The organism is uncultured Leifsonia sp., assembly GCF_945957465.1.
Classification (GTDB): Bacteria; Actinomycetota; Actinomycetes; order Actinomycetales; family Microbacteriaceae; genus Leifsonia.
The window spans coordinates 47641-68755 of record NZ_CAMFLC010000020.1; the positions used below are offsets into that span (position 1 = coordinate 47641).

The following is a 21115-nucleotide window of genomic DNA, read 5'->3' on the forward strand; positions in this document are numbered from 1 at the left end:
CACCCGTCAGCGGGTGATCCGACGCTTGGCCCTCGAGGCCGTATCGACGAGCTTGCGGGCTGCGGCGAAGCCCGGTGTGCTCCGGATGTGCTCGATCTCCGCATCGCGTGCCTCGATGACCTTGCGGAGCTCCGTCAGCTCGGCCTGAGCCAGCGACAGCCGCGTCGTGAGGTCCTTGACCGTGAGGGTGCGGGCCTCCACGGCGTTGACCAGGCCGTTCATCACCTCCGAGCGCAGGAGCGCTGCACGAAGTTCGACCTCGCCGATCTCGCGGTGCCGCAGTTCGCCCATGCCGTCCAGGACGCGGGCGACCGCGCTGCCGAGCAGGAACTCCTCGGCGTAGGCGCTCCTCAGCCGCTCCGCCCCGGCGACGGCGTCCGCGAATCCGCCCTGGAGCTCGGCGACGAGCTCGACCGCGGAGCGCTGCGTGAAGCCGCGTCCCGAGAAGTTCGTCTGCCGTGCGGCGTCGAAGTCGGGATCGCGCAGCCAGCCCGGTCCGCCGAAGTGGTCGTAGACGAACACCGGGACACCTGCGACGAGGGAATACTGCACCGTCTTGCCGATCGAGACCACGGCGTCGACACCGTGGATGTCGGCCGGGGTGACAAGGCGCTTCGGCCGGGGGTCCGTGGGCGAGCCGCCGAACCGGACCACCTCCACGCCGCGCTGCTCCAAGACCTCCATGGCGTCCTCGATCTCCTGGGGAGGATGGTTCGAGACCACCAGGATGCGTCGCAGTTCAGCCGCGGCGGCGCCGGCGGGGGCATCGCGCGCGAACGCATCGGGCGCGGGGTTGCCGAAGACGGTCAGCATCGATTCGTCCACATCGGCGAAGAGGCCGCTCGCGAGCTGGGCCTCGCGGCTCTCGGGCGCGGGGAACACGATGGCCGAAGCCAGGGCCGCTTCCACGGCCGGGGAAAGCGGGAATTCCTGGAACTGGTATCCCGACATGTGGTGGAAGACGAATCGTGTCGAGCCGGGATCTCGGAGCAGCGGCTCGGGGATCAGCCCGTGGTGGATCCAGGCGATGTCGGGCCGTGCCGCCGCGATCCTGGCGCCGAGCTCCGGATCGTCGAAGCGGAGCACGTCCGTGCGCGGCAGGGCGCGGAAGCGTTCGACCCAGGACTCCGACGCGCCGAACGTCGCGATGAGGACATCGGCGCCGTTGACAGCGAAGTGTTCCGCGAGTTCGTAGGTGACGACCTCCGAACCGGCGATGTCGAACAGTGATCCCTGTCCGATGAGCACGCGGGTGCGGTCGAATCGAAGCGTCATCGCTCATCTCCTCGTTCGTCTGGTGGGAACGCGGAGAGGATCAGGTGTCCGCTCGGCGCTCGGCGAGCCATGATCGGGCGGCGAGGCCCACCCCCAGGACCCAGCGGACCGGGGCCAGCCGCCACCCACTGTACTTCTTGTCGAGGAACCTGCGCGCGCTGTCGTGATGGGCGGCCACCATGGCTGCCTGGTTGGACCGGGTCGAATGCGCCCCCGTGTGCGTGACGACCGCGGCAGGTTGATAGAGGTTGCGATAGCCGGCCTTACCGAGCCGGTAGCCGAGATCGACGTCCTCGAAGTACATGAAGTAGCCGGTATCGAACCCGCCGATCTTCTCGAATGCGACGCGTCGCACCAGGACGCAGGACCCCGAGAGCCAGCCCGCGTCGCGGCTCCCGCCGACCTCGGCCGAGCGCTGGTATCGACTCGTCCACGGGTTGTCCGGCCAGAGGTTGGCGAACAATGCGTGTCCGACACCGACTCGGATCGACGGGACATCCCGAGCCGACGGGTAGACCTCGCCTTCCGCCGTCAGGACGGCGGGGCCGACGCTCCCGATCGAGTCGTCCGCCGAGCCCGCCGCGACCAGTTCATCGATCGCGTGGGGTTCGAGCACGACGTCCGGGTTGCTGACGAGTATCCATTCGATCGAGACCGGGAGCGTGGCGGCGACTCTGTTGATCGCGCCGCCGTAGCCGTAGTTCGCATCGAGCGGGGCGTACCGGGCGCCGGCCGCGGTCGCGATCCGTTCGACCGCCGACTCCGGCACTGCGGCGTTGTCGGCGACCACGATCGTCGCCCCAGCGGCCTGCGCGTCCGTCAGCCCGGCGAGGAAGGCGGGGAGCACGTGCTCGGAGCCATAGCTTACGGTCACGACAGCGACGTGGCTCAGGGCGCCCGGCACGGTCTTGGTCATAATCTGTCTAATCCTAGTTGTAAGCTGGAGTGTCATTCGGCCGACTCGGCCAGCATCAGAACGAGGGTGGATGAGCTACATCAGAGAAGCCCTCGGCGCGCGAGAACTCCTATCGAACCTCGTGCTCCGAGAGGTCAGAGGCCAGTACAAGCGTACGATCTTCGGCCGGTTGTGGTCCCTCATCAGCCCGCTCGCCTCGATGCTCGTGTACACCTTCGTGTTCTCGTTCGTCTTCAAGGTGCAGCCGGCCAAGGGCAACCCTAGCGGGCTCGACTTCTACGCGGTCTGGCTACTGTGCGGCCTCCTCCCCTGGACATTCTTCGCGAACGCGGTGAACGCCGGGATGTCCTCCCTCGTCGTCAACGCCGGCCTCATCACGAAGGTCTATTTCCCGAGACTGGTGCTCCCGGTCTCCGCGGTGTTCTCCGTGGCGTACAACTGGGGCTTCGAGATGATCGTCCTGGTCGTGGCGATCGTCGTCGTGGGTGGCTTCGTTTGGCCATGGCTGCCGTTCGTGCTGCTCATGATGCTGGTCCTCGCGGTCTTCGCCACGGGAGCCGGCCTCCTGCTGTCGATCGCCAACGTGTACTTCCGCGACATGCAGTACCTGCTCGGCATCATCCTCCAGATCTGGATGTACCTGACGCCGATCGTGTATCCGGTCAGCCTCGTCGCGGCGCAGTCCGACCGCATCGGCGGGATCGCCGGCACCCCGATCACCATCCTCGACATCTATGAGCTGAACCCGATGCTGCACTTCGTCGCGGTGTTCCGAACCCTGCTCTACGACAACACCTGGCCGATGCTGCCCGATGTCATCGCCTGCATCGTCTGGGCGTTGCTGGCGATCGTCGCCGGCACCTGGGTCTTTTCGCGCAAGGAGAAGAGATTGGCTGAGCTTCTGTGACCGACATCGCCGTGGACGTGTCCAACGTCAGCAAGAAGTTCCGCCTGTACCACGAGCGCAACCAGAGCCTGAAGTCGGCGGTGATGCGCCGGCGCGTGTCCGTGCACGAAGACTTCTGGGCGCTTGAGGATGTCTCCTTCGAGGTCCCTACCGGTTCCACCTTCGGCCTGATCGGCAGCAACGGCTCTGGCAAGTCGACGCTGCTCAAGTGCATCGCCAAGATCCTGTACCCCGAGAAGGGCAGTATCAGGGCGTACGGAAAGCTCGCCGCCATGCTGGAGGTCGGTTCGGGCTTCCACCCCGAACTGTCCGGACGCGAGAACGTCTACCTCAACGGGTCGATCCTCGGCATGGGCCGTAAGGAGATCGACCGCAAGTTCGACGAGATCGTGGCGTTCTCCGGCGTCGAACACTTCATCGACCAGCCCGTCAAGAACTATTCGTCGGGCATGTACGTCCGGCTCGGATTCTCCGTCGCGATCAGCGTCGAGCCCGAGATCCTGATCGTGGACGAGGTGCTCGCCGTCGGCGACGCCGACTTCCAGCGCAAGTGCCAGCAGAAGTTCGAAGACTTTCGCGAGGATGGCAAGACGGTCATCCTGGTCAGTCATTCCCTCGATACCGTCGAGCGCATGTGCGACCACGCGGCGTGGCTGCAGAACGGATCGCTCCGCGCCGTCGGCGACGCGGACTCGACTGTGGCCGCGTACAAAGCGTTCCTCTGAACCCACCGGATTCGGGCGTGTCGTCCCTGCGGGCAAATGCTGAGGAATGCACGTATTTGACGCATCCGGCGGTGCGCCCTCCCGAAGTCGTCGCGTTCGGCTTAGCATGACCTGGAATTCACACGTCTAAGGGGTTCTATTGCGCAGCCTGATCCGAACACTGGGCCTCGTCCTCGCTCTGGCTGTCGGCATACTCCCCTTCGTCGCCGTCAGCCCGGCGCGAGCGGCCAACGCCTACGACTTCAATCCGAGCAGCATCATCTCGGACGATGTGTTCTACAACCCGAACACCATGAACGAGGCCAGCGTCCAGGCCTTCCTGAACGCGATGGTCCCGAGCTGCTCCGCAGGCTACACGTGTCTCAAGAACTTCAGCCAGACCACGACGTCCCGCGCCGCCGACGCGATGTGCGGTCCCTATGCCGGCGCGCCGAACGAGCCCGCCGCGCGGATCATCGTCAAGGTCGCCCAGGCGTGCGGGATCAATCCGCAGGTCATCCTCGTGACGCTCCAGAAGGAGCAGGGCCTCGTGACCTCCACCGCCCCGTCGTCGTGGGCCTGGAAGGCGTCCATGGGCTACGCGTGCCCTGACACGGCCGCCTGCGACACCCAGTACTATGGCTTCTACAACCAGGTCTACTCGGGCACCTGGCAGTTCAAGCGTTACGGAAACCCGCCGGGGACATCCAACTTCTTCACCTGGTACCCGGTCGGCGGCTACGCCAACGTCCTGTACAACCCCAGCACATCGTGCGGCTCGAGTCGGGTCTACATCTCGAACAAGGCCACTGCGGCCCTGTACTATTACACGCCGTACCAGCCCAACGCGAACGCACTCGCGGCCGGATACGGAACCTCGCCCGACCCGTGCGCCAGCTACGGCAACCGCAACTTCTTCATGTACTTCACCGACTGGTTCGGTTCGACGGGGAACGTCGGACCATCGTTCATCGACGCTCTCTACAACTCGACGGGCGGCGCGTCCGGGCCACTCGGCGCATCGACGACCGGGTACATCACGTTGACCGACAACGGCGGCGGCGTCGTCCGCGGCTACTCCGGCGGCGCCATCGCGTGGACCAAGGCCTACGGGGCGTTCGTGATCAGCAACCCGATCCGGGACTACTTCAACGCCCACGGCGGCATCGGCGGCAGCCTCGGCTGGCCCACGAGCGGCGCGAACACCGCAGGTCCCGGTATCGTGCAGGGCTTCCAGGGCGGCGCGATCACCTATACGTCGGCGACCGGCCCGCGCATCCTCAGCGGCGCACTGCGCACGGCGTACAACGCCGCCGGCGGACTTTCGGGCCCACTGGGGTGGCCGAACGGGGATGCCTCGTGCAGCGGCTCCACGTGCACGCAGACGTTCGAGCAGGCCACGCTGTCTACGACGGGGGGCAATTACTCGATCGCCAGCGACAAGATCGCAGCCGCCTACACGGCCGCGGGCGGCTCCTCGGGCTCGCTCGGCGCAGCAGTCGGCGGGACTTTGGCGAACCTCGCGGCGGGAACGGGCCTGATCCAGGCGTACGCGAACGGTGTGATCACGTCGACCGCTCCGGGCGGAGCCCACGTGCTGAGCGGTTCGGTCCGCTCGATGTTCAACGCGCTCGGCGGCCTGAGCGGCTACCTGGGATGGCCGACCGGCGACCTGACGTGCGACGCGTCGAAGGCCTGCTCCCAGGCCTTCCAGGGCGGGACGGTCTTCGCCGACAAGGACGGCAACGTGAGCGCAACCCCGGCAAGCATCCTCTCCCTCTACGACTCGATGGGCGGACCGGCCGGTTCGCTCGGCGACCGCATCGGAACGACGATCGCCTTCCCGGGCGGCCTCGTCCAGGGCTTCGCCAACGGTGCCATCGCCTGGACGCCCGGAGCCGGCGCGTACGCTCTCACCGGAGACATCCGGGCGACCTACAACGGCCTCGGGGGAGTGACAGGGGCGTTCGGCTGGCCCGCGACCGCCGCCAACAGCTTCCCTCAGAACGGCGGCGGACTCGTCCAGGGCTTCCAGAACGGAGTCATCCTGGCCACGACCAGCGCAGGGGCGTTCCCGCTCTCCGGAGCCATACGGACCGCTTACAACGCGGCCGGCGGTGTCCCAGGACCGGTCGGGTGGCCGACCACCGCGCCGATCAGCACCAACGGAGGACTGGTCCAGGCCTTCCAGAACGCAGCGATCACCTCGACACCGACGGCGGGCGCACATGTCTTGAGCGGAGCCTTCCGAACGGCGTACGCGACCGTCGGCGGCATCGGCGGGTCGATCGGATGGCCCACCTCAGACGTGACAGCGGTCGGCTACGGCGGCGGAGGCTCGGTCCAAGGCTTCGAGAAGGGCGCGGTGACGCAGAAGACCGGGGGCGATGCGATCGTCATCCTCGGGCCGATCAGGGACTACTTCAACGCCCAGGGCGGTCTGGCCGGACCGCTCGGCTGGCCGGCGAAACCGCTCGCGTGCAACACAACCGGCACCGCCTGCCAGCAGACGTTCGACGGAGGCACGGTGAGCTGGACATCGGCCGGCGGTGCGACACTGGTCAAGTGAGAGACCTCGACTACACGATCAACGTCAGCCTCCGGAACCTGCGGCCTTTCTTCCGCGTGATCCGAGGTGCGCGCACCGTTCCCGCCGGCTCGATCGTCGGGATGATCCGCTTGCGCAATGAGCAGGACCTGCTGCAAGATACGCTGGATCACCTCAGCGGCATCGTCGACGGCATCGTGGTCTTCGATGACGCCAGCACCGACCGCAGCCGGGAGATCGCGGTCGGCCACCCGCATGTCATCGAGGTGATCGTCAACCGGCACTGGCGTCGACGGAACCGGATCTGGGAGGAGACCGCGAACAGGCGCATCCTGTACGCGCGCGCGAAGCGCCACTGGCCTGCCTGGGTCTTCTACTCGGACGCGGACGAGCGCTTCGTCGGCGACATCCGCAGCTTCCTCCAGAACGCCGGACCGGAGGTCCACGGGTTGCGTGTCAATCTCTTCGACGCGTACATGACACCGGAGGACCACGCTCCCCACCGTGAGGGACAACCGCTGCTCGATTTCAGGTCGTCGTTCGGTCCGGAGCAACGCCGCATCCTGATGGCGTGGCGCCCCGAGGCGTCGGTCGACTTCACCACTCGCGATGCCCGGGAACCCCAGGGCGTTCCCGGGCCGTTCGTGGACCGCTTCGAGTGCCAGCACTATGGCAAGGCGCTGTCGGAGGCACAGTGGGAGGAGACATGCCGTTACTACGTCGACAACTTCCCGGTCTACCGGGACAAATGGCTGGCGCGCATGGGCAAGGCGCTGCACACCGAGTCAGATTTCGGCACGCCGCTCTACTCGTGGGTCGACGTCACCTCCCACGCCGTCGACATCTAGCGGACAAGGAGGGCGGCGACGACGACCGCCACCACGCACACCGCGCCGTAAACGGCGAGGCCCCACGTCGCGAGCCGGTTGCGCACGATGAGTCCTACGGTGACCATGAATGCCGGAATCAGTGAGATCCCGTAGCGCGGGATCACTGGGAACACCGAACCGAGCACGATGTTCATCGCGAAGAACAGCGCCGGGGCGAATGCGATTGCGGCGATCGCGGTCGCGATTCCGAACGACTTCACCGCCAACGAGCGCGTCGCCATGAACAGCACGCCGATGATGCCGGCCGTCGGCAACCACGACGTCGGAAGCATCAGCAGGTTCGGCAGGCCGTAGCCGGCGTTCCATCCGCCCGACATCAGCGGTCCCGGCGAGATGAAGATCGTGCCCAGATCGAGCAGCGCCCGCCAGGAGAACGGTGCCGCCAGGCCTTGCGACGGGCCGGGCCCGATCGCGATTGCCGCGTGGATGCCGAGCCACACGACTTCGGCCGCCACTGCCGTGACCGCTGTCGCCGTGGCCAGGAGCACGAGACGGCGCCGGTGATCGCGATCGAGTGGGTCGTCCTTTCGCCGCCACAACGCGTAGATCAGCAGAACCAGCACGGCCAGCCCCACGCCGAAGATCGTGGTGACCTTCAACCAGATGCTCACCGCGGCGATGGGCACCAGCCACCACACCCCGCGTCTTCGGTCGATGGCGCGGAACGCAAACAGCAGCGCAGCACCGCCGGCGACGAGCGTGGGCGCATCCGTCGAGATGTAGGTCGACGACCAGAGCGTCGAGGGCGACGCGATGACGACGAGCCCTACGCCGAGTGTCACGAGCTTCGGGATGCCGAACCTGCGCATCAGCATGTAGAGGATGATGACGCCGCCGGAGAGCCAGAAGAATCCGCTCAACCGCGCCGCGGTGAGGAACTTCACGCCGGTCACCAGGTGGATGGCCTCTCCCACCGCCCAGGTGAACCCGAAGTAGAGCGGAGTGTAGATGTCCGCGGTCGTCTTGCCGTCCTGCGGGTACGAGCGGACGTCGGAGTAGCTGCTGCCGCACGGGTCGCCGCGCTGGCCGAAGAAGTCGCCGTAGCACGACATCTGCTCGAGCGCGCCCTTGCCGATGGACTCACCCTGCCGGACGATCCCCTGGCTCGGGATCTTGAGCGTGTAGTCGTAGTAGACCCACTCGTCCAGAGGCGAGAGGGCCTGGGTGTGACGGGCAGTGACGACGCCCGTCACCAGGAGGGAGGCGAAGACCAGGACGATGGGGACCCAGTTGAGGAGCGCCCATCCCCGGAATCCGGTGCGGCGCCGCGCGCTCCCGACATCGGCCGGAGGCGTCTCGACGGTGCCGTGCGAGCCGACCGTCGCGCTCATGCGTCGAGCAACTTGCGGAGGTAAGTGCCGTACCCGCTCTTCACCAGCGGCGACGCGAGCTGCTCGAGCTGCGCGTCTTCGATCCATCCGGCTCGCCACGCGATCTCCTCGATGCAGCCGACCTTGAATCCCTGGCGGTCCTCGATGACGCGCACGTACTCCGACGCCTGCATCATCGACTCGAACGTGCCGGTGTCGAGCCAGGCGGTCCCCCGATCGAGCACCTGCACCTGGAGCTTGCCCGCCTGGAGGTAACGCTCGTTGACCGTGGAGATCTCGAGCTCTCCGCGCGCGCTCGGCTCGATGGTCTTGGCGATCTCGACAACGGAGTTGTCATAGAAGTACAGTCCGGGCACGGCGTACGTGCTCTTCGGCTTGACCGGCTTCTCCTCGATCGAGAGCGCGGTGAAATTGTCATCGAACTCGACGACCCCGTATGCCGTCGGGTCGCTCACCTGGTAGGCGAAGATCAGCGCGCCGTCGATGTCGTTGTGCTGCCGCAGCGCCGACCCGAGTCCGGTGCCGTGGAAGATGTTGTCGCCGAGCACGAGCGCCACCGACTCGTCGCCGATGAACTCCTCGCCGATGATGAACGCCTGGGCGAGGCCGTCCGGTGACGGCTGGACGGCGTACTCGATGCGGATGCCGAGCTGCGATCCGTCGCCGAAGAGTGCGCGGAACTGGTCGTTGTATTCCGGCGTCGTGATGATGAGGATCTCGTTGATCCCGGCCATCATCAGCGTCGACAGCGGGTAGTAGACCATCGGCTTGTCGTAGATGGGCATGAGCTGTTTGGAGATGCCCTTCGTGATGGGCCACAGCCGGGTGCCGGATCCGCCGGCGAGGATGATTCCGCGCATGAGTGTGGTGTCGTCCTTTACTTGTGGTCGAGGGAGGCGTAGAAGGCGCGCGCAGCGTCCCAGGTGGGCAGCAGACCGCTCTCACGGGCGTCCGAGAGGCCAGGAGCGTCGGTGTCCTTGGCCGACAGCAGGAGCTCGTCCGCCGCCAGCGGGAACTCGAGTGCGATCTCCGCGTCGAGCGGGTTGATGCCGTGCTCACGCGTCGGGTTGTAGACGTCTGTGACCAGGTAGCTCACAGTAGCGTCATCGGTCAGCGCGACGAAGCAGTGGCCGAGGCCCTCTGCGACGTAGATCGCCCGGCGGTCGGTGTCGTCGAGAAGCACAGAGTCCCACTGGCCGAACGTCGGCGAACCGACACGGATGTCGATGACGAAGTCGAGCACGGCTCCCCGGGGCGCCATGACGTACTTGGCCTGGCTCGGCGGGATGTCGGCGAAGTGGATGCCCCGGACCGAGCCGCGGCGCGACACGGAGGTGTTGCCCTGCTTGAGGTCCAGTGAGTGGCCGACGGCTTCCTCCAGCCGATCGAATCGGTAGAACTCGAAGAACAGGCCGCGGTCGTCCGCGTGCTGCACCGGGGTGATCTCGTAGGCGTCGGGGATCGAAAGTTCGCGGATCTGCACCCCGGGAGTCTACCAACCGGGCCTCACGGTAGACTCGTCGGCGGTTCACCGACAGAAAGCAGCCCATCCGCATGAAGATTCTCGTCACCGGTGGCGCCGGATTCATCGGCTCCAACTTCGTCCGCCGCACCCTGCAGGACGCTTATCCCGGCCTCGAGGGCGCCGAGGTCGTCGTCCTCGACGCGCTGACTTACTCGGGCAACCTCGCGAACCTCGCGCCGGTCGCCGATTCACCGCGCTACACCTTCATCAAGGGCGACATCCGCGACGGCGGCCTGCTGGACGAGCTCTTCCCCACCATCGACGCCGTCGTCCACTTCGCGGCGGAGTCGCACGTCGACCGCTCGGTGCGGGACGCGTCGATCTTCGTCGAGACCAATGTGCTCGGCACGCAGCAGCTGCTCGACGCCGCCCTCCGCAACAAGGTCGAGCGGTTCGTCCACGTGTCCACCGACGAGGTCTACGGCTCGATCGCCGAGGGATCGTGGGCCGAAGACCGCCCGCTGGAGCCCAACTCGCCGTACTCCGCCTCCAAGGCCGGCAGCGACCTGCTGGCGCGCAGCTACTTCCGCACCCACGGGCTCAACCTGTCGATCACCCGGTGCTCCAACAACTACGGGCCCTATCACTTCCCCGAGAAGGTCATTCCGCTTTTCGTCACCAACCTCATCGACGACAGGCACGTGCCGCTCTACGGCGAGGGCAACAACATCCGCGACTGGCTGCACGTCGACGACCACACCCGCGGCATCGCGATGGTGCTCGTGAACGGGCGCGCGGGCGAGATCTACAACATCGGCGGCGGCACCGAGCTCACCAACAAGGAGCTCACCCAGTTGCTGCTCGATGCGACCGGCAAGGACTGGTCGTACGTCGACCGCGTCGCCGACCGCCTCGGCCACGACCTGCGCTACTCGGTCGACATCTCCAAGATCCAGAACGAGCTCGGCTACGAGCCCCTTGTTCCCTTCCAGCAGGGCCTGGCCGATGTCGTGCAGTGGTACCGCGACAACCGCGACTGGTGGGAGCCGCTGAAAGCCCGCGCCGCTCTGGACAACTGATCGGGCCCCGACGATGACGCGCTACCTGATCGCCGGAGCCGCAGGCATGCTCGGCCAGGACCTTCGCACTGCCCTGGCCGGCCGCGACGTCACCGCGTTCTCGCGCGCCGAGCTCGACGTGACCGACCGCGATGCCGTCATCGAGGCCGTCGCGGGACACGACGTGGTGGTCAACGCCTCCGCGTACACCAAGGTCGACGACGCCGAGACGCACGAGGACGCCGCCTACGCGATCAACGCTCTCGGCACCGAGAACCTGGCGACCGCGGCCGCCCGCACGGGCGGGCGCTTCGTGACCGTCTCGACCGATTATGTGTTCGACGGCCAGGCCGCAGAACCATACGCCGAGGACACCCCCCGCGACCCGATCAACGCCTACGGCCGAACGAAGGCCGCCGGCGAGGAGCTCGCGCTCGCGGCACACCCCGAGGGAACGTACATCGTCCGCACGGCATGGCTCTACGGCGCAGGAGGGGCGAACTTCTGCGCGACCATGCTCCGCCTCGCGCAGACCCACGAGACGGTGACCGTCGTCGACGATCAGCGCGGCCAGCCGACCTGGTCGCTCGACCTCGCCGCCCGGATCGTGGACCTTGTCGACTCGGAAGCGCCGGCGGGCGTCTACCACGGCACGAACAGCGGCGTCGCGACCTGGTACGAACTGGCGCGCGCAGTCTTCGAGGAGGCGGGGCTCGACCCCGACCGCGTCCGGCCGACCGACAGCAGTGCATTCGTCCGCCCGGCGCCTCGACCGACGTACTCGGTGCTCGGCCACGATGGCTGGGCGAAGGCCGGTCTGCCCTCGATGCGGCACTGGCGGGAGGCTCTGCACGAGGCCGCATCCACCGGCGTGTTCGCGAACGGACCGCGATGACGGACCGGCAACGCGTCCTGGTCACGGGAGCCGGGGGGTACATCGGCCGTCACGTCGTGACAGCGCTCCTCGACCGAGGAGCCTACGTCGTCGCCGCCGACCGCCGCCCGGCGGAGCGGCAGGACGGGCACTTCGATCCCCGCGCCGAGGTTCTCGGCATCGACGTGCTCGATCCCACTGCCGACGTCTATGCCGCTGCAGGTGCACCCGACATCGTCGTGCACCTGGCGTGGGAGTCCGGCTTCGTCCACTCCGCCCCCGCGCACATGCTCCGCCTCAGCGACCACTACCGACTGATCACCGAACTGGTCGGAGCGGGAGTCCGCCACGTCGTCGGGCTCGGATCGATGCACGAGGTGGGCTACTTCGAGGGCGCCGTGCCCGAAGACGCTCCGACGAATCCGCAATCGCTCTACGGGGTCGCCAAGGACGCGCTGCGCCGGTCGCTGACACTCTTCGCCGACAGGGAGGACGTGGTCTTCCAGTGGCTGAGGTGCTTCTACATCTACGGTGACGACTCCTACAACCGTTCGATCTTCACCTACCTGCGCGACGCAGCTGAAGCGGGCAGGAAGACCTTCCCCTTCACATCGGGCACGAACCGCTTCGATTTCATCCGCGTCGAGGATCTGGCCACGCAGATCGCCACGGCGTCCCTCCAAAGCGAGGCCACTGGCGTGATCAACTGCGGGACGGGCAGCCCGGTCTCGCTCGGCGATCAGGTAGAGCGGTACATCGCCGAACACGGTTACTCGATCGAACTGGAGTACGGAGCGTACCCCGATCGTCCCTATGATTCGCCTGCCATCTGGGCGGACACCAGGACGATCGAGGGCATCATGCGAGCAGCCGCAGCGGGCAAGGCGGACACCCCGGGCTGAGTGGAGAGTCGGCCTGCGATCCGGCCAGGCCAGCTGGTTCGAGTTCGCGAAGGCGGTCTTCAGCGCAGCCGGATTGAACCCTGATAGGGTCACACCGACCGACAGCGCGACGTTCGTGCGACCCGCACCGCGACCGTCCTACTCCGTCCTCGGACACGATGCCTGGGCCACGGCCGGGCTCCCGCCGCTGCGGTCCTGGCAGGAGGCCCTGGCAGACGCGGCACGGCACGGAGTCCTGGAACGGGAGACAGATGACGACACTCAGCGTGGTGGTCGATGACCTCACCGCTGCCGAGACCGGTGGTACCCGCAGATACACCGAGGAGCTGACCCGTCAGCTCATTGCGACCGCCCCGGCCGGCTGCGATGTGCGCGCCTTCGTGTCCAACGTGCCCGATGAGCAGCTCAACGAGGTGCGTGCGCTCCTGCCCGGGCTCGCCGACCTGGTGCGACTCCCCCTCGCCCGGCGGGAACTGTCGCTGGCCTGGCAGTCCGGCATCGCCGTCGGCGGCGTCCGCGGCATGATCCACGCGCCGAGCCTGCTGGCGCCGCTGCGCAAACCGCGTGCGGCCGACGCCGACGACCAGATCGCCGTCACGATCCACGACGCCCTCGCCTGGACGCACCCCGAGTCGCTCGGGGGGGCCACCGTCCTCTGGACGAAGTCGATGGCCAAGCGCGCCCGCAAGCACGCCGATGCCATCGTCGTCCCCACGCACGCGGTCGCCGACCGCCTGGCGGAGGTGCTCGACTTCGGCGATCGGTTCCGGGTGATCGGCGGGGCGCCGGCGACCACGCTGCGCCTTCCGGCCGACGCCGCCGAGCGCGCCGCCCGGCTCCAGCTGCCCCCGGTCTACGCGTTCACTCTCGGCTCGATCATGCCGCGCAAGGGCATCGCTCCGCTCATCCGCGCCGTCGCCCGACCGGAGGCGCAGGAGATCCCGCTGCTCATCGCCGGACCGGACCGCTATGGCGACGGCACGGCCACGGGTGTCGCGGCCGCGGCGGGACTGCCCGAGGACCGGGTGCGCACGCTGGGCCGTCTCGACGACGCCGACCTGGCCGTCGTCCTCGACCGCGCGACCCTGTTCGTCTACCCCAGCCTCGCGGAAGGCTTCGGTCTGCCGATCGTGGAAGCCTTCAAGTTCGGCCTGCCGGTCATCCACTCGGACGACCCCGCCCTCGTGGAGGTGGCCGCCGGAGCCAGCCTGGTGGTCGAACGGCCGGAGTCCACCGAGGACGATGCCGGCTACAGCGAGCGACTGGCCGGCGCGATCGGCCGCGTGCTCTCCGACACCGAGCTTCGCGAGCGTCTGGCCGTGCTCGCCTCGGACCGGGCGCGCGCGTTCAGCTGGCGCGATTCGGCCGAGCGGGTCTGGCAGTTGCACGCCGACCTCTGATCGGCGATCACGGCCGCACTGGTCAACGGTCGGCAGAAGCGGTCTGCCGGGCGTTCGCACGCTCGGGGTCCTCGTCCTCCGGCCCGAACCACGCCCGGTAACGCGCAGAAGCCCACGAACCCACGGCCTTCGACCATCCGTGGCTGCGCTTCTCGATGAGCCACATGAAGCCGACCGCCACCAGCACCGCGAGCGGGATCGCGAACAGCAGCGGCACATACCAGGCCTGGCCCGCGAAGAGGTAGGTACTGAAGATGATGATCGGAACGTGCACCAGGTAGAGGCTGAACGAGATCGCTCCGAGGAACTGGAGCGGGCGGGATTCGAATAGCGCGCGCAGCGGCGTCCAGCCGAGCGCCGCGACCACGAGTCCCGCGGCTGCGAGCGGAACCAGGCCCTTGAGCGCCGAGTCGAGCTCGGGGATCCGGCCGACGCCCGGGCCGACGAGCCACGGTGCGATCAGGAGCAGAGCGCTCCCGACTGTCAGCAGCGCCCACAGCGGGTGCCGGAACCAGCGTCGGTTGATCCGATCGGCGGTGTTCCTCACCACGTCGAGACGCACCGCGATGACCGCACCGACGAAGAACGCCGGCAGGTACTCCAGCTCCGCCGATCCGGCGCGGGCGCCCAGCCAGGTGAGCGCACAGGCGAGCGCGAGGCCGCCCATCCACCACTTGCGCACCGCCAGCGCCGCGATCGCGAACACCGGGAGCAGGAGCGAGAACGCGAGCTCCCAGCGCAGGGACCACAGCGGGTTGTTGATCTGACCGTCGCCACCGAGCAGATCGACCGCCTTGACGACGTACTCCCACGAGAAGTCCGGCGTCGAGGAGTTGCTGAGCCAGGTGCCGCTCGGCTGGGTGCTCACCTGAGGGATGGCCGCGACCCACGCGGCGGCGAGCAGCACGGAAGCGACCACCGGGACCATCAGCCGCACCACGCGCCGGGGGAAGTAGGCCACCCAGTCGAAGCCACGTCGGCGGACGACCGGAAGCGTCACGACGAGTCCCGAGAGCACGAAGAACACGATCACGGACTCCACACCCGCCGTCGCCAGCTTGAGCGGCGTGTAGCTGATCCACCACATCGGCGACCCGGCCGGAGCATGCCCGCCACCCGGGGCGCCGGGAAAGTCGGGGTTCGTGTAGAGCGCGTGGTGCAGGAGCACCACGACGGCCGCCAGGCCTCGCAGCCCGTCCAGGGCTGTGAGTCGTGAGGCGTTCTTCGTCACCGGTTTATCGGCTGCCGTCTTCTGGTCCACGTTCCCACCTGTACCCGTCATCGGGCGGCGACGGTACCGGGTAGGGCTGGGCAGTTCCTGTGACCTGTTCAGGGGCCACCTGGGAGGGTCAGCCCGCGGTGGGCTTCGGTGTCGCGGGAGCCAGGGCGTCGCGCACCAGCTGGTGGATCTGCGTGTAATCCGGCTTCACGGGGTTGATCGCGGGCGGGACGAGCTCGAGCTTGCTCACCGGCTGGGCGCGCGTCTTCATCCCCAGATCGACGAAGTAGCCCAGCATCGACTGCGGGATGTCGGTCTTCATGACCTGAGCCCCCGCCTTCGCGATGTCCTGAAACTTCGTCACGACGTTGAGCGGGTTGAACTGCTTGAGGATGGCGTCCTGCAGCTGGCGCTGACGCGCCATGCGGTCGTAGTCGCTCGTCCCGTGCCGGGCGCGGGCGTACCACTGGGCGTGGTAGCCGTCCATGTGGTGCTTTCCGGGCTGGATCCACTCCACGACGCCGTTGAGGTTCTCGTCGCCGCCGATCGGCACCTTCTCGCTCACGGTGATGTCCACTCCGCCGAGGGAGTCGATGAGGTCGGCGAAGCCCTGCATGTCGATCAGGACGTAGTACTGGATGGTCAACCCGGTCGCGCCTTCGAGTGCGTCGCGCATCGCCTCGATCCCGGGTTCGCTCTGCTGTTTCGTCGCGTTCGGGTAGAGGTCGGGCTTGTACAGCTCGACCTCGGTGTAGATGGAGTTGAGCTGGCAGACGTCGACGTCGCACCTGTCGTGATAGCCGTAGCCGTCGGGGTACAGCGTGTGCAGCGGCGACTTCGCCGGGAACGGCACCGGATTCAGGTCGCGCGGGAGGCCGATCGTGACGGCCTTGCCGGACGTCGCGTCGATGCTGACGATCGACATGCTGTCCGGTCGCAGGCCGTCCCGGTCGGGGCCGGCGTCGCCGCCGAGGAGCATGATGTTGTACCGGCCGTCCACGGGTGGAACGGACGGCCCGGCCGCGAAGATGTCGCTCAGCGCGCCGCGGGCGGAACCGGCCACGGAGGACCCGTAGGCCGCCGTCCCGGCGAGTCCGACGAGGACCACCACCGAGAACGCCGCGATCCAGCCGCGGGCGTTGGGCCGCGCCTTCACCAGTCGCACGAGGCGGAGGGTGTCGAGGGTCAGCACCACCCAGAGGATCGCGTAGCCGATGAGCAGGAGCTGCACGACGGTGAGGCTGCCGGCCTGCGTCGCGAACGTGTACAGCGCCGACGGCGCGAGCAGCAGCAGCACCAGGGCGACCAGGGCGAGCACCCACAGCAGCAGCGTGGCGAGGATGCCGACCCGGCCGAGCACCCGGTTGCCCGCGACCAGCTGCGGGGTGCCGGGGAAGACGATGTTCAGGCCGACCAGCCACCAACCCCGCGCGGTCATCTCACCCGGCGACGAGACGTTCGGGTGGCGCAGCACTGTCGCCGAGCTCATAGCTTCGACTTCAGCGCCCGGTTCTTCTCCTCCACGCTCGCCTCGAGGTCGGCGGCGAAGCGGGACAGCGCTGCGGAGAGGGCGTCGTCGGAGGTCGCGAGGATCTTGACGGCGAGCAGTCCGGCGTTGCGGGCGCCGCCGATGGACACGGTCGCGACGGGGACGCCGGCGGGCATCTGCACGATCGACAGGAGCGAGTCGAGGCCGTCCAGCCGCGCCAGCGGCACAGGGACTCCGACCACCGGGAGGGTCGTGACCGCCGCGAGCATTCCGGGCAGGTGGGCGGCCCCGCCCGCGCCGGCGATGATCACGCGGATGCCGCGACCGGCGGCCTCCGTGCCGAAGGAGATCATCTTCTCGGGCGTGCGATGGGCGGAGACGACCTCCACCTCATGGGCGACACCGAACTCGTCGAGCAGCCGTGACGCCTCCTGCATCACCGACCAGTCCGAGTCGGAGCCCATCACGACGGACACCAGAGGCAGGGAGGGGGCGGGCATGGCAACCAGGATAGGGGCCAGGGCCCGGCGCGGCCGGTTAGGCGCGCGGGCGGGGCGGGCTCGGCGGACTCAGCCTTCGAAGAACGCGGCCGCCGCCCGCGCACTGTAGACGACGTCGTCGAGGTCGTCGCCCGTGACCGTCACATGGCCGACCTTGCGGCCGGGGCGCGGCGCCTTGCCGTAGCCGTGGAACTTCGCTTCGGGATGCGCGGCCAGCGCCGCGGGATAGCGGTCCTGGAGTGTGCCCTCCGCCGGTCCGCCGAGGATGTTGACCATGACGGACCACTCCTCCCGCGCGGCGGTGGAGCCGAGCGGGAGGTCGAGCACGGCGCGCAGGTGCTGCTCGAACTGGCCGGTCACCGCGCCTTCGATCGACCAGTGGCCGCTGTTGTGCGGTCGCATCGCCAGCTCGTTGACGAGCACCCGGCCATCCGTGGTCTCGAACAGCTCGACCGCGAGCACCCCGGTGACGCCGAGCCCCTCCGCGACACGGGTCGCGATCTCGGCCGAGACCGCAGCGACCCGACCGGTCGAACCGGGCGCGGGCGCGATGACCTCGGCGCACACGCCGTTCTTCTGCACCGTCTCGACCACCGGCCACGTCGCGATCTCGCCGGAGGGACGCCGCGCGACGAGCTGGGCGAGCTCGCGGCGGAAGTCGACGAGCTCCTCGACCAGCAGCGCTCCCCCGCGACCGTCTTCGGCGAGCGCGAGGAACCAGTCGTCGGCGCCGGTCGCGTCCGTCACGACCCGCACGCCCTTGCCGTCGTACCCGCCGCGTGCCGTCTTCACGACCGCGCGACCGCCGTGGTCGGCGAGGAAGGCGCCGAGCTCGTCCGCGGACTCGACGGCCGCCCAGTCCGGCACCGGGAGCCCGAGTTCGCTGAGCTTCGAGCGCATCTGCAGCTTGTCCTGTGCGTAGAGGAGCGCGTCCGGTCCCGGATGCACGGGGATGCCGCGCGACACCAGCTCACGCAGGATGGCCGGGGGCACGTGCTCGTGATCGAAGGTGACCACATCGACCGTCTGCGCGAAGGCGAGCACGGTGTCCAGGTCGCGGTAGTCGCCGACGCCCGTCGCTGCGAGATCGGCGCTCATGCCCTCCGCCTCCTCGAGGACGTGGATGTCGATTCCGAGCGCGACCGCCGGGGGGATCATCATCCGTGCCAGCTGGCCGCCGCCGATGACTCCGATCGTGTTCCTGGCCATCTCCGATGTCTCTCCTCGATACTCTTCACACGCTGCGCGGGCAACTCCCAGATAAGAGCGCTCCGGCTCGCGTAGTGTGGCGGACGCACCTCCTATCTTCCCGCATCCCTTGGCTGGAGCATGACGACCGAGACGACCGCCACGGCGAGCAAGGCCCGCCTCCTTCCGCAGCTGATCAAATTCGGTGCGGTGGGCGCGGTCGGCTTCGGCGTCAATCTCGTGGTGTTCAACGTGATGCTGCTGATCGTGCTGCGCAACGTCCAGCACGCCACGATCTACTCCACGGTCATCGCCACGGTCATCGCCATCCTGACCAACTGGATCGGCAACCGGTACTGGGCGTTCTCCGGTCAGCGCCAGCAGAACGCGGCGAAGGAGGGCGTCGAGTTCTTCGTCGTCAGCCTCGCCACCGGCACCGGAATCCCGGTGCTGTGCATCTGGGTGTCGCACTACCTGCTGGGACTCGCGAACCCGATGGCCGACAACATCTCGGCGAACGTCGTCGGCCTGGCGCTCGGGATGCTGTTCCGCTTCGCGCTGTACCGCTGGTGGGTGTTCTCACCGACCCGGGCCGCACGGGCGGCGGGGGGCAAGCGCGCTCCGACGGCGTCTGCGGCGGCCATCGGGCCGGCGTCGACCTCGGCGGACATGCAGCGGAGTACGGCCTCGCGGGAGCCTGCGACGGTGACCGGCTCGACGCTAGCGCGAACCCCAGACGGTGGTCTCGTCGGAGACTGACTCCGACTGCTGGCGACGCACGGCCACGATCGTCTGCGCGTGCTCCATCAGCTCGCTCAGCGCGCGCTGGACCTGATCGGCCTTCGGCACGTCCTTGAGGACCACCGGGTGGTCGAGCCCGGAGTTGATCCGGACATCCCCCGATCGGAACATGCTCTGCAGCCAGGTGCGCTTGACCGCGACGTCGTAGCCGCGGCTGTGCAGCAACTCCTGCCGTACGCGCACGAAGAAGCCGTGGCGCAGGATGAGGCGCCTGGTCGTGATCGTGTACCGGCGGCTGAGCCAGACCGCGAGCGGGAGCAGGAACAGCAGGAGGGTCCCGACGGCCGCGGCCGACCACAGCAGCACGACCTCCCACACCTCGGACACACGGCCCGCGAAGTAGCCGGCCCCGCCGGCGACGACGATGAGCGCGAGGCTCGGCCAGAACAGTGCGCGGGCGTTGGACCGGATACGGGCGATGACCCGCTCCGGAGGAGGCGCGGGCGAACCCTCCGGCGTACTGCTCATGTCTCCCATTAATACCGCAGGTGCGTCACGTCGCCCGCCGCCACCGCCGTCGGCCCGGCATCCGACTCCACGATCAGCCGGCCCGACCCGTCGATTCCGGTCGCGGTGCCGAGCAGGACGTCGCCTCCCGGGAGTTCGACTCGCACCGACCGGCCGAGGGTGTGGCAGGCTTCGGCGACCTCGTCGCGCAGCGCGCTGCGGATCGGGTCGCCTCCGGCGGCCACGAACTCGCGGTAGAGCACGCTGAGCTGCGTCAGGTAGGCGGCGAGCACCGCGTCGGGGTCGACGTCGGTCGCCCCGGCGAGCGACAGCGAGGTGGACGTCGGCGTCGGCAGCTCGTCCGCCTCCAGCGTGAGGTTCACCCCCGCGCCCACGATCACGCCGTCCATGCCCGGCAGCAGCTCCGACAGGATGCCGCACACCTTCGCCTCGTCGACGAGCACGTCGTTGGGCCACTTGACCGACACGTCGCGGTCGAGGAAGCCGCCGAGCGCGCGGCTCATCGCCACGCCCGCCAGCAGCGGGAACCAGCCGAGCGCGTCGGGCGCGAGGCCCTCCGGCCGCAGCAGCACCGAGATCGCCAGCGACTTGCCGGGGGGCGACACCCAGACCCGGCCGAGCCGGCCGCGGCCTCCCGTCTGGTTGTCCGTGACGACCACGGCGAGATCGGGCAGGTCGCCGGCGCGCGCCTGCAGGACGTCGTTGGTGGACGAGGCTTCGGGGAGCACCTCGAGGACGGGGACGACGGCTCTGCTGCGGCGGAAGCTCATTGCCCAATTCTGCCAGCGAACCGGCCGGGATTTGTAGGATTCCGTAGACGGCGCGGCCATTCGGCTGGCAGGTAGAGTGAACGGCGTGACCGACACCGAAGCACGTCAGACCCCCGATCCCTTCACGACCGCCGGCAAGCTCGCGGACCTCAAGGAGCGGTTCCACGAGGCCGTGACCGCGAGCGGCCAGGCCGCCATCGAGAAGCAGCACGCCAAGGGCAAGCTGACCGCGCGCGAGCGCATCGACCTCCTTCTCGACCAGGGCTCGTTCGTGGAGTTCGACGAGTTCGTCCGCCACCGCACGCACGCGTTCGGCATGGAGGCCAAGCGACCCTACGGCGACGCGGTCGTGACCGGCGTCGGCACCATCCACGGACGCAACGTCGCGGTCTTCAGCCAGGACTTCACCA

Annotated in this window: 21 protein-coding genes and 1 pseudogene; 11 read left to right on the forward strand and 11 right to left on the reverse strand. The window is 68.2% G+C overall.

The genetic code is table 11. From position 1 onward, the window contains the following. Positions 1-6: 6 nt before the first annotated feature. Together Q0Q23_RS10740 and Q0Q23_RS10745 are read right to left on the reverse strand one after the other, a co-directional pair. A complete protein-coding gene (locus tag Q0Q23_RS10740; RefSeq protein ID WP_295123078.1) occupies positions 7-1275 on the reverse strand; it encodes a hypothetical protein in 1269 nt (422 codons plus the stop codon). Between the two features lie 40 nt (positions 1276-1315). Further along, positions 1316-2191 (reverse strand): glycosyltransferase family 2 protein, encoded by an 876-nt coding sequence (locus Q0Q23_RS10745; protein ID WP_295123081.1) that lies wholly within the window; start codon positions 2189-2191, stop codon positions 1316-1318. A 70-nt stretch (positions 2192-2261) separates the two neighbouring features. Here Q0Q23_RS10745 and Q0Q23_RS10750 point away from each other — a divergent pair, with 70 nt between their 5' ends. The 4 genes from Q0Q23_RS10750 to Q0Q23_RS10765 all read left to right on the forward strand — a co-directional run bounded on the left by Q0Q23_RS10750 (position 2262) and on the right by Q0Q23_RS10765 (position 7198). Continuing rightward, positions 2262-3098, forward strand: coding sequence for an ABC transporter permease (locus Q0Q23_RS10750; RefSeq protein WP_295123084.1), 837 nt, complete (start codon positions 2262-2264; stop codon positions 3096-3098). Continuing rightward, positions 3095-3823 carry an ABC transporter ATP-binding protein gene (locus Q0Q23_RS10755; RefSeq protein ID WP_295123087.1) on the forward strand — a complete coding sequence of 243 codons (729 nt, stop codon included), beginning with the start codon at positions 3095-3097 and terminating at the stop codon, positions 3821-3823. The genes Q0Q23_RS10750 and Q0Q23_RS10755 overlap by 4 nt, the downstream gene beginning before the upstream one ends. 139 nt (positions 3824-3962) lie before the next feature. Next, on the forward strand, positions 3963-6371 hold the full coding sequence (locus tag Q0Q23_RS10760; RefSeq protein ID WP_295123090.1) for a hypothetical protein: 2409 nt from the start codon (positions 3963-3965) through the stop codon (positions 6369-6371). Beyond that, a complete protein-coding gene (locus tag Q0Q23_RS10765) occupies positions 6368-7198 on the forward strand; it encodes a glycosyltransferase family 2 protein (protein ID WP_295123093.1) in 831 nt (276 codons plus the stop codon). The genes Q0Q23_RS10760 and Q0Q23_RS10765 overlap by 4 nt, the downstream gene beginning before the upstream one ends. Here the strand turns inward: Q0Q23_RS10765 and Q0Q23_RS10770 are convergent. The 3 genes from Q0Q23_RS10770 to rfbC are packed head-to-tail and all read right to left on the reverse strand — an operon-like array spanning position 7195 to position 10054. Beyond that, positions 7195-8571 (reverse strand): hypothetical protein, encoded by a 1377-nt coding sequence (locus tag Q0Q23_RS10770; RefSeq protein ID WP_295123096.1) that lies wholly within the window; start codon positions 8569-8571, stop codon positions 7195-7197. The genes Q0Q23_RS10765 and Q0Q23_RS10770 overlap by 4 nt on opposite strands. Next, a complete protein-coding gene (rfbA, locus tag Q0Q23_RS10775; RefSeq protein WP_295123099.1) occupies positions 8568-9431 on the reverse strand; it encodes a glucose-1-phosphate thymidylyltransferase RfbA in 864 nt (287 codons plus the stop codon). The genes Q0Q23_RS10770 and rfbA overlap by 4 nt, the downstream gene beginning before the upstream one ends. Before the next feature lie 17 nt (positions 9432-9448). Continuing rightward, a complete protein-coding gene (gene rfbC, locus Q0Q23_RS10780) occupies positions 9449-10054 on the reverse strand; it encodes a dTDP-4-dehydrorhamnose 3,5-epimerase family protein (RefSeq protein WP_295123102.1) in 606 nt (201 codons plus the stop codon). Positions 10055-10125: 71 nt separating this feature from the next. Here rfbC and rfbB point away from each other — a divergent pair, with 71 nt between their 5' ends. The 5 genes and pseudogenes from rfbB to Q0Q23_RS10805 all read left to right on the forward strand — a co-directional run bounded on the left by rfbB (position 10126) and on the right by Q0Q23_RS10805 (position 14270). Further along, positions 10126-11115 carry a dTDP-glucose 4,6-dehydratase gene (gene rfbB / locus Q0Q23_RS10785; RefSeq protein ID WP_295123105.1) on the forward strand — a complete coding sequence of 330 codons (990 nt, stop codon included), beginning with the start codon at positions 10126-10128 and terminating at the stop codon, positions 11113-11115. Positions 11116-11128: 13 nt separating this feature from the next. Continuing rightward, positions 11129-11989, forward strand: a complete 861-nt coding sequence (gene rfbD, locus Q0Q23_RS10790) for a dTDP-4-dehydrorhamnose reductase (protein WP_295123108.1) — start codon at positions 11129-11131, stop codon at positions 11987-11989. Then, positions 11986-12870: an NAD(P)-dependent oxidoreductase gene (locus tag Q0Q23_RS10795; RefSeq protein WP_295123111.1), complete on the forward strand. Its 885-nt coding sequence runs from the start codon at positions 11986-11988 to the stop codon at positions 12868-12870. Before rfbD ends, Q0Q23_RS10795 begins: the two co-directional genes overlap by 4 nt. Positions 12871-12889: 19 nt before the next feature. Next, positions 12890-13150 (forward strand): annotated as a pseudogene (locus Q0Q23_RS10800) (sugar nucleotide-binding protein); the annotation flags it as partial. Continuing rightward, the gene (locus tag Q0Q23_RS10805) at positions 13122-14270 is read left to right on the forward strand and encodes a glycosyltransferase family 1 protein (RefSeq protein ID WP_295123117.1); all 1149 of its coding nucleotides are present in this window, start codon (positions 13122-13124) and stop codon (positions 14268-14270) included. The pseudogene Q0Q23_RS10800 and the gene Q0Q23_RS10805, both read left to right, overlap by 29 nt. 22 nt (positions 14271-14292) lie before the next feature. On the opposite strand, the gene Q0Q23_RS10810 is transcribed toward Q0Q23_RS10805, so the two are convergent. From Q0Q23_RS10810 to Q0Q23_RS10825, 4 genes are all read right to left on the reverse strand, one after another. Beyond that, positions 14293-15531 carry an acyltransferase gene (locus Q0Q23_RS10810; protein WP_295123120.1) on the reverse strand — a complete coding sequence of 413 codons (1239 nt, stop codon included), beginning with the start codon at positions 15529-15531 and terminating at the stop codon, positions 14293-14295. 88 nt (positions 15532-15619) lie between these two features. Next, positions 15620-16978 carry an LCP family protein gene (locus Q0Q23_RS10815; protein WP_295123123.1) on the reverse strand — a complete coding sequence of 453 codons (1359 nt, stop codon included), beginning with the start codon at positions 16976-16978 and terminating at the stop codon, positions 15620-15622. Then, a complete protein-coding gene (gene purE / locus Q0Q23_RS10820) occupies positions 16975-17478 on the reverse strand; it encodes a 5-(carboxyamino)imidazole ribonucleotide mutase (protein WP_295123125.1) in 504 nt (167 codons plus the stop codon). The genes Q0Q23_RS10815 and purE overlap by 4 nt, the downstream gene beginning before the upstream one ends. Positions 17479-17547: 69 nt before the next feature. Continuing rightward, positions 17548-18687: a 5-(carboxyamino)imidazole ribonucleotide synthase gene (locus Q0Q23_RS10825; RefSeq protein ID WP_295123128.1), complete on the reverse strand. Its 1140-nt coding sequence runs from the start codon at positions 18685-18687 to the stop codon at positions 17548-17550. A gap of 120 nt (positions 18688-18807) precedes the next feature. Here Q0Q23_RS10825 and Q0Q23_RS10830 point away from each other — a divergent pair, with 120 nt between their 5' ends. Beyond that, positions 18808-19425, forward strand: coding sequence for a GtrA family protein (locus Q0Q23_RS10830; protein WP_295123133.1), 618 nt, complete (start codon positions 18808-18810; stop codon positions 19423-19425). On the opposite strand, the gene Q0Q23_RS10835 is transcribed toward Q0Q23_RS10830, so the two are convergent. Further along, on the reverse strand, positions 19387-19935 hold the full coding sequence (locus tag Q0Q23_RS10835) for a PH domain-containing protein (RefSeq protein ID WP_295123136.1): 549 nt from the start codon (positions 19933-19935) through the stop codon (positions 19387-19389). The genes Q0Q23_RS10830 and Q0Q23_RS10835 overlap by 39 nt on opposite strands. 8 nt (positions 19936-19943) lie before the next feature. Next, entirely contained in the window at positions 19944-20705 is a 762-nt protein-coding gene (locus Q0Q23_RS10840; RefSeq protein WP_295123139.1) for a biotin--[acetyl-CoA-carboxylase] ligase, read from the reverse strand. 76 nt (positions 20706-20781) lie between these two features. On the opposite strand from Q0Q23_RS10840, the gene Q0Q23_RS10845 reads away from it, so the two are divergent. Continuing rightward, positions 20782-21115 (forward strand): carboxyl transferase domain-containing protein (locus tag Q0Q23_RS10845; protein ID WP_295123142.1); only part of this gene is annotated, 334 nt, incomplete at its 3' end.

Bases quoted from the DNA above. Each gene is read 5' to 3' on its own strand.
- Q0Q23_RS10840 (WP_295123139.1), bottom strand. From the start codon at position 20,705: ATGAGCTTCCGCCGCAGCAGAGCCGTCGTCCCCGTCCTCGAGGTGCTC.
- Q0Q23_RS10745 (WP_295123081.1), bottom strand. From the start codon at position 2,191: ATGACCAAGACCGTGCCGGGCGCCCTGAGCCACGTCGCTGTCGTGACC.
- purE (WP_295123125.1), bottom strand. From the start codon at position 17,478: ATGCCCGCCCCCTCCCTGCCTCTGGTGTCCGTCGTGATGGGCTCCGAC.
- Q0Q23_RS10830 (WP_295123133.1), top strand. From the start codon at position 18,808: ATGACGACCGAGACGACCGCCACGGCGAGCAAGGCCCGCCTCCTTCCG.
- Q0Q23_RS10795 (WP_295123111.1), top strand. From the start codon at position 11,986: ATGACGGACCGGCAACGCGTCCTGGTCACGGGAGCCGGGGGGTACATC.
- Q0Q23_RS10805 (WP_295123117.1), top strand. From the start codon at position 13,122: ATGACGACACTCAGCGTGGTGGTCGATGACCTCACCGCTGCCGAGACC.
- Q0Q23_RS10740 (WP_295123078.1), bottom strand. From the start codon at position 1,275: ATGACGCTTCGATTCGACCGCACCCGCGTGCTCATCGGACAGGGATCA.
- Q0Q23_RS10815 (WP_295123123.1), bottom strand. From the start codon at position 16,978: ATGAGCTCGGCGACAGTGCTGCGCCACCCGAACGTCTCGTCGCCGGGT.
- Q0Q23_RS10770 (WP_295123096.1), bottom strand. From the start codon at position 8,571: ATGAGCGCGACGGTCGGCTCGCACGGCACCGTCGAGACGCCTCCGGCC.
- rfbD (WP_295123108.1), top strand. From the start codon at position 11,129: ATGACGCGCTACCTGATCGCCGGAGCCGCAGGCATGCTCGGCCAGGAC.
- rfbA (WP_295123099.1), bottom strand. From the start codon at position 9,431: ATGCGCGGAATCATCCTCGCCGGCGGATCCGGCACCCGGCTGTGGCCC.
- rfbB (WP_295123105.1), top strand. From the start codon at position 10,126: ATGAAGATTCTCGTCACCGGTGGCGCCGGATTCATCGGCTCCAACTTC.
- Q0Q23_RS10835 (WP_295123136.1), bottom strand. From the start codon at position 19,935: ATGAGCAGTACGCCGGAGGGTTCGCCCGCGCCTCCTCCGGAGCGGGTC.
- Q0Q23_RS10750 (WP_295123084.1), top strand. From the start codon at position 2,262: ATGAGCTACATCAGAGAAGCCCTCGGCGCGCGAGAACTCCTATCGAAC.
- Q0Q23_RS10825 (WP_295123128.1), bottom strand. From the start codon at position 18,687: ATGGCCAGGAACACGATCGGAGTCATCGGCGGCGGCCAGCTGGCACGG.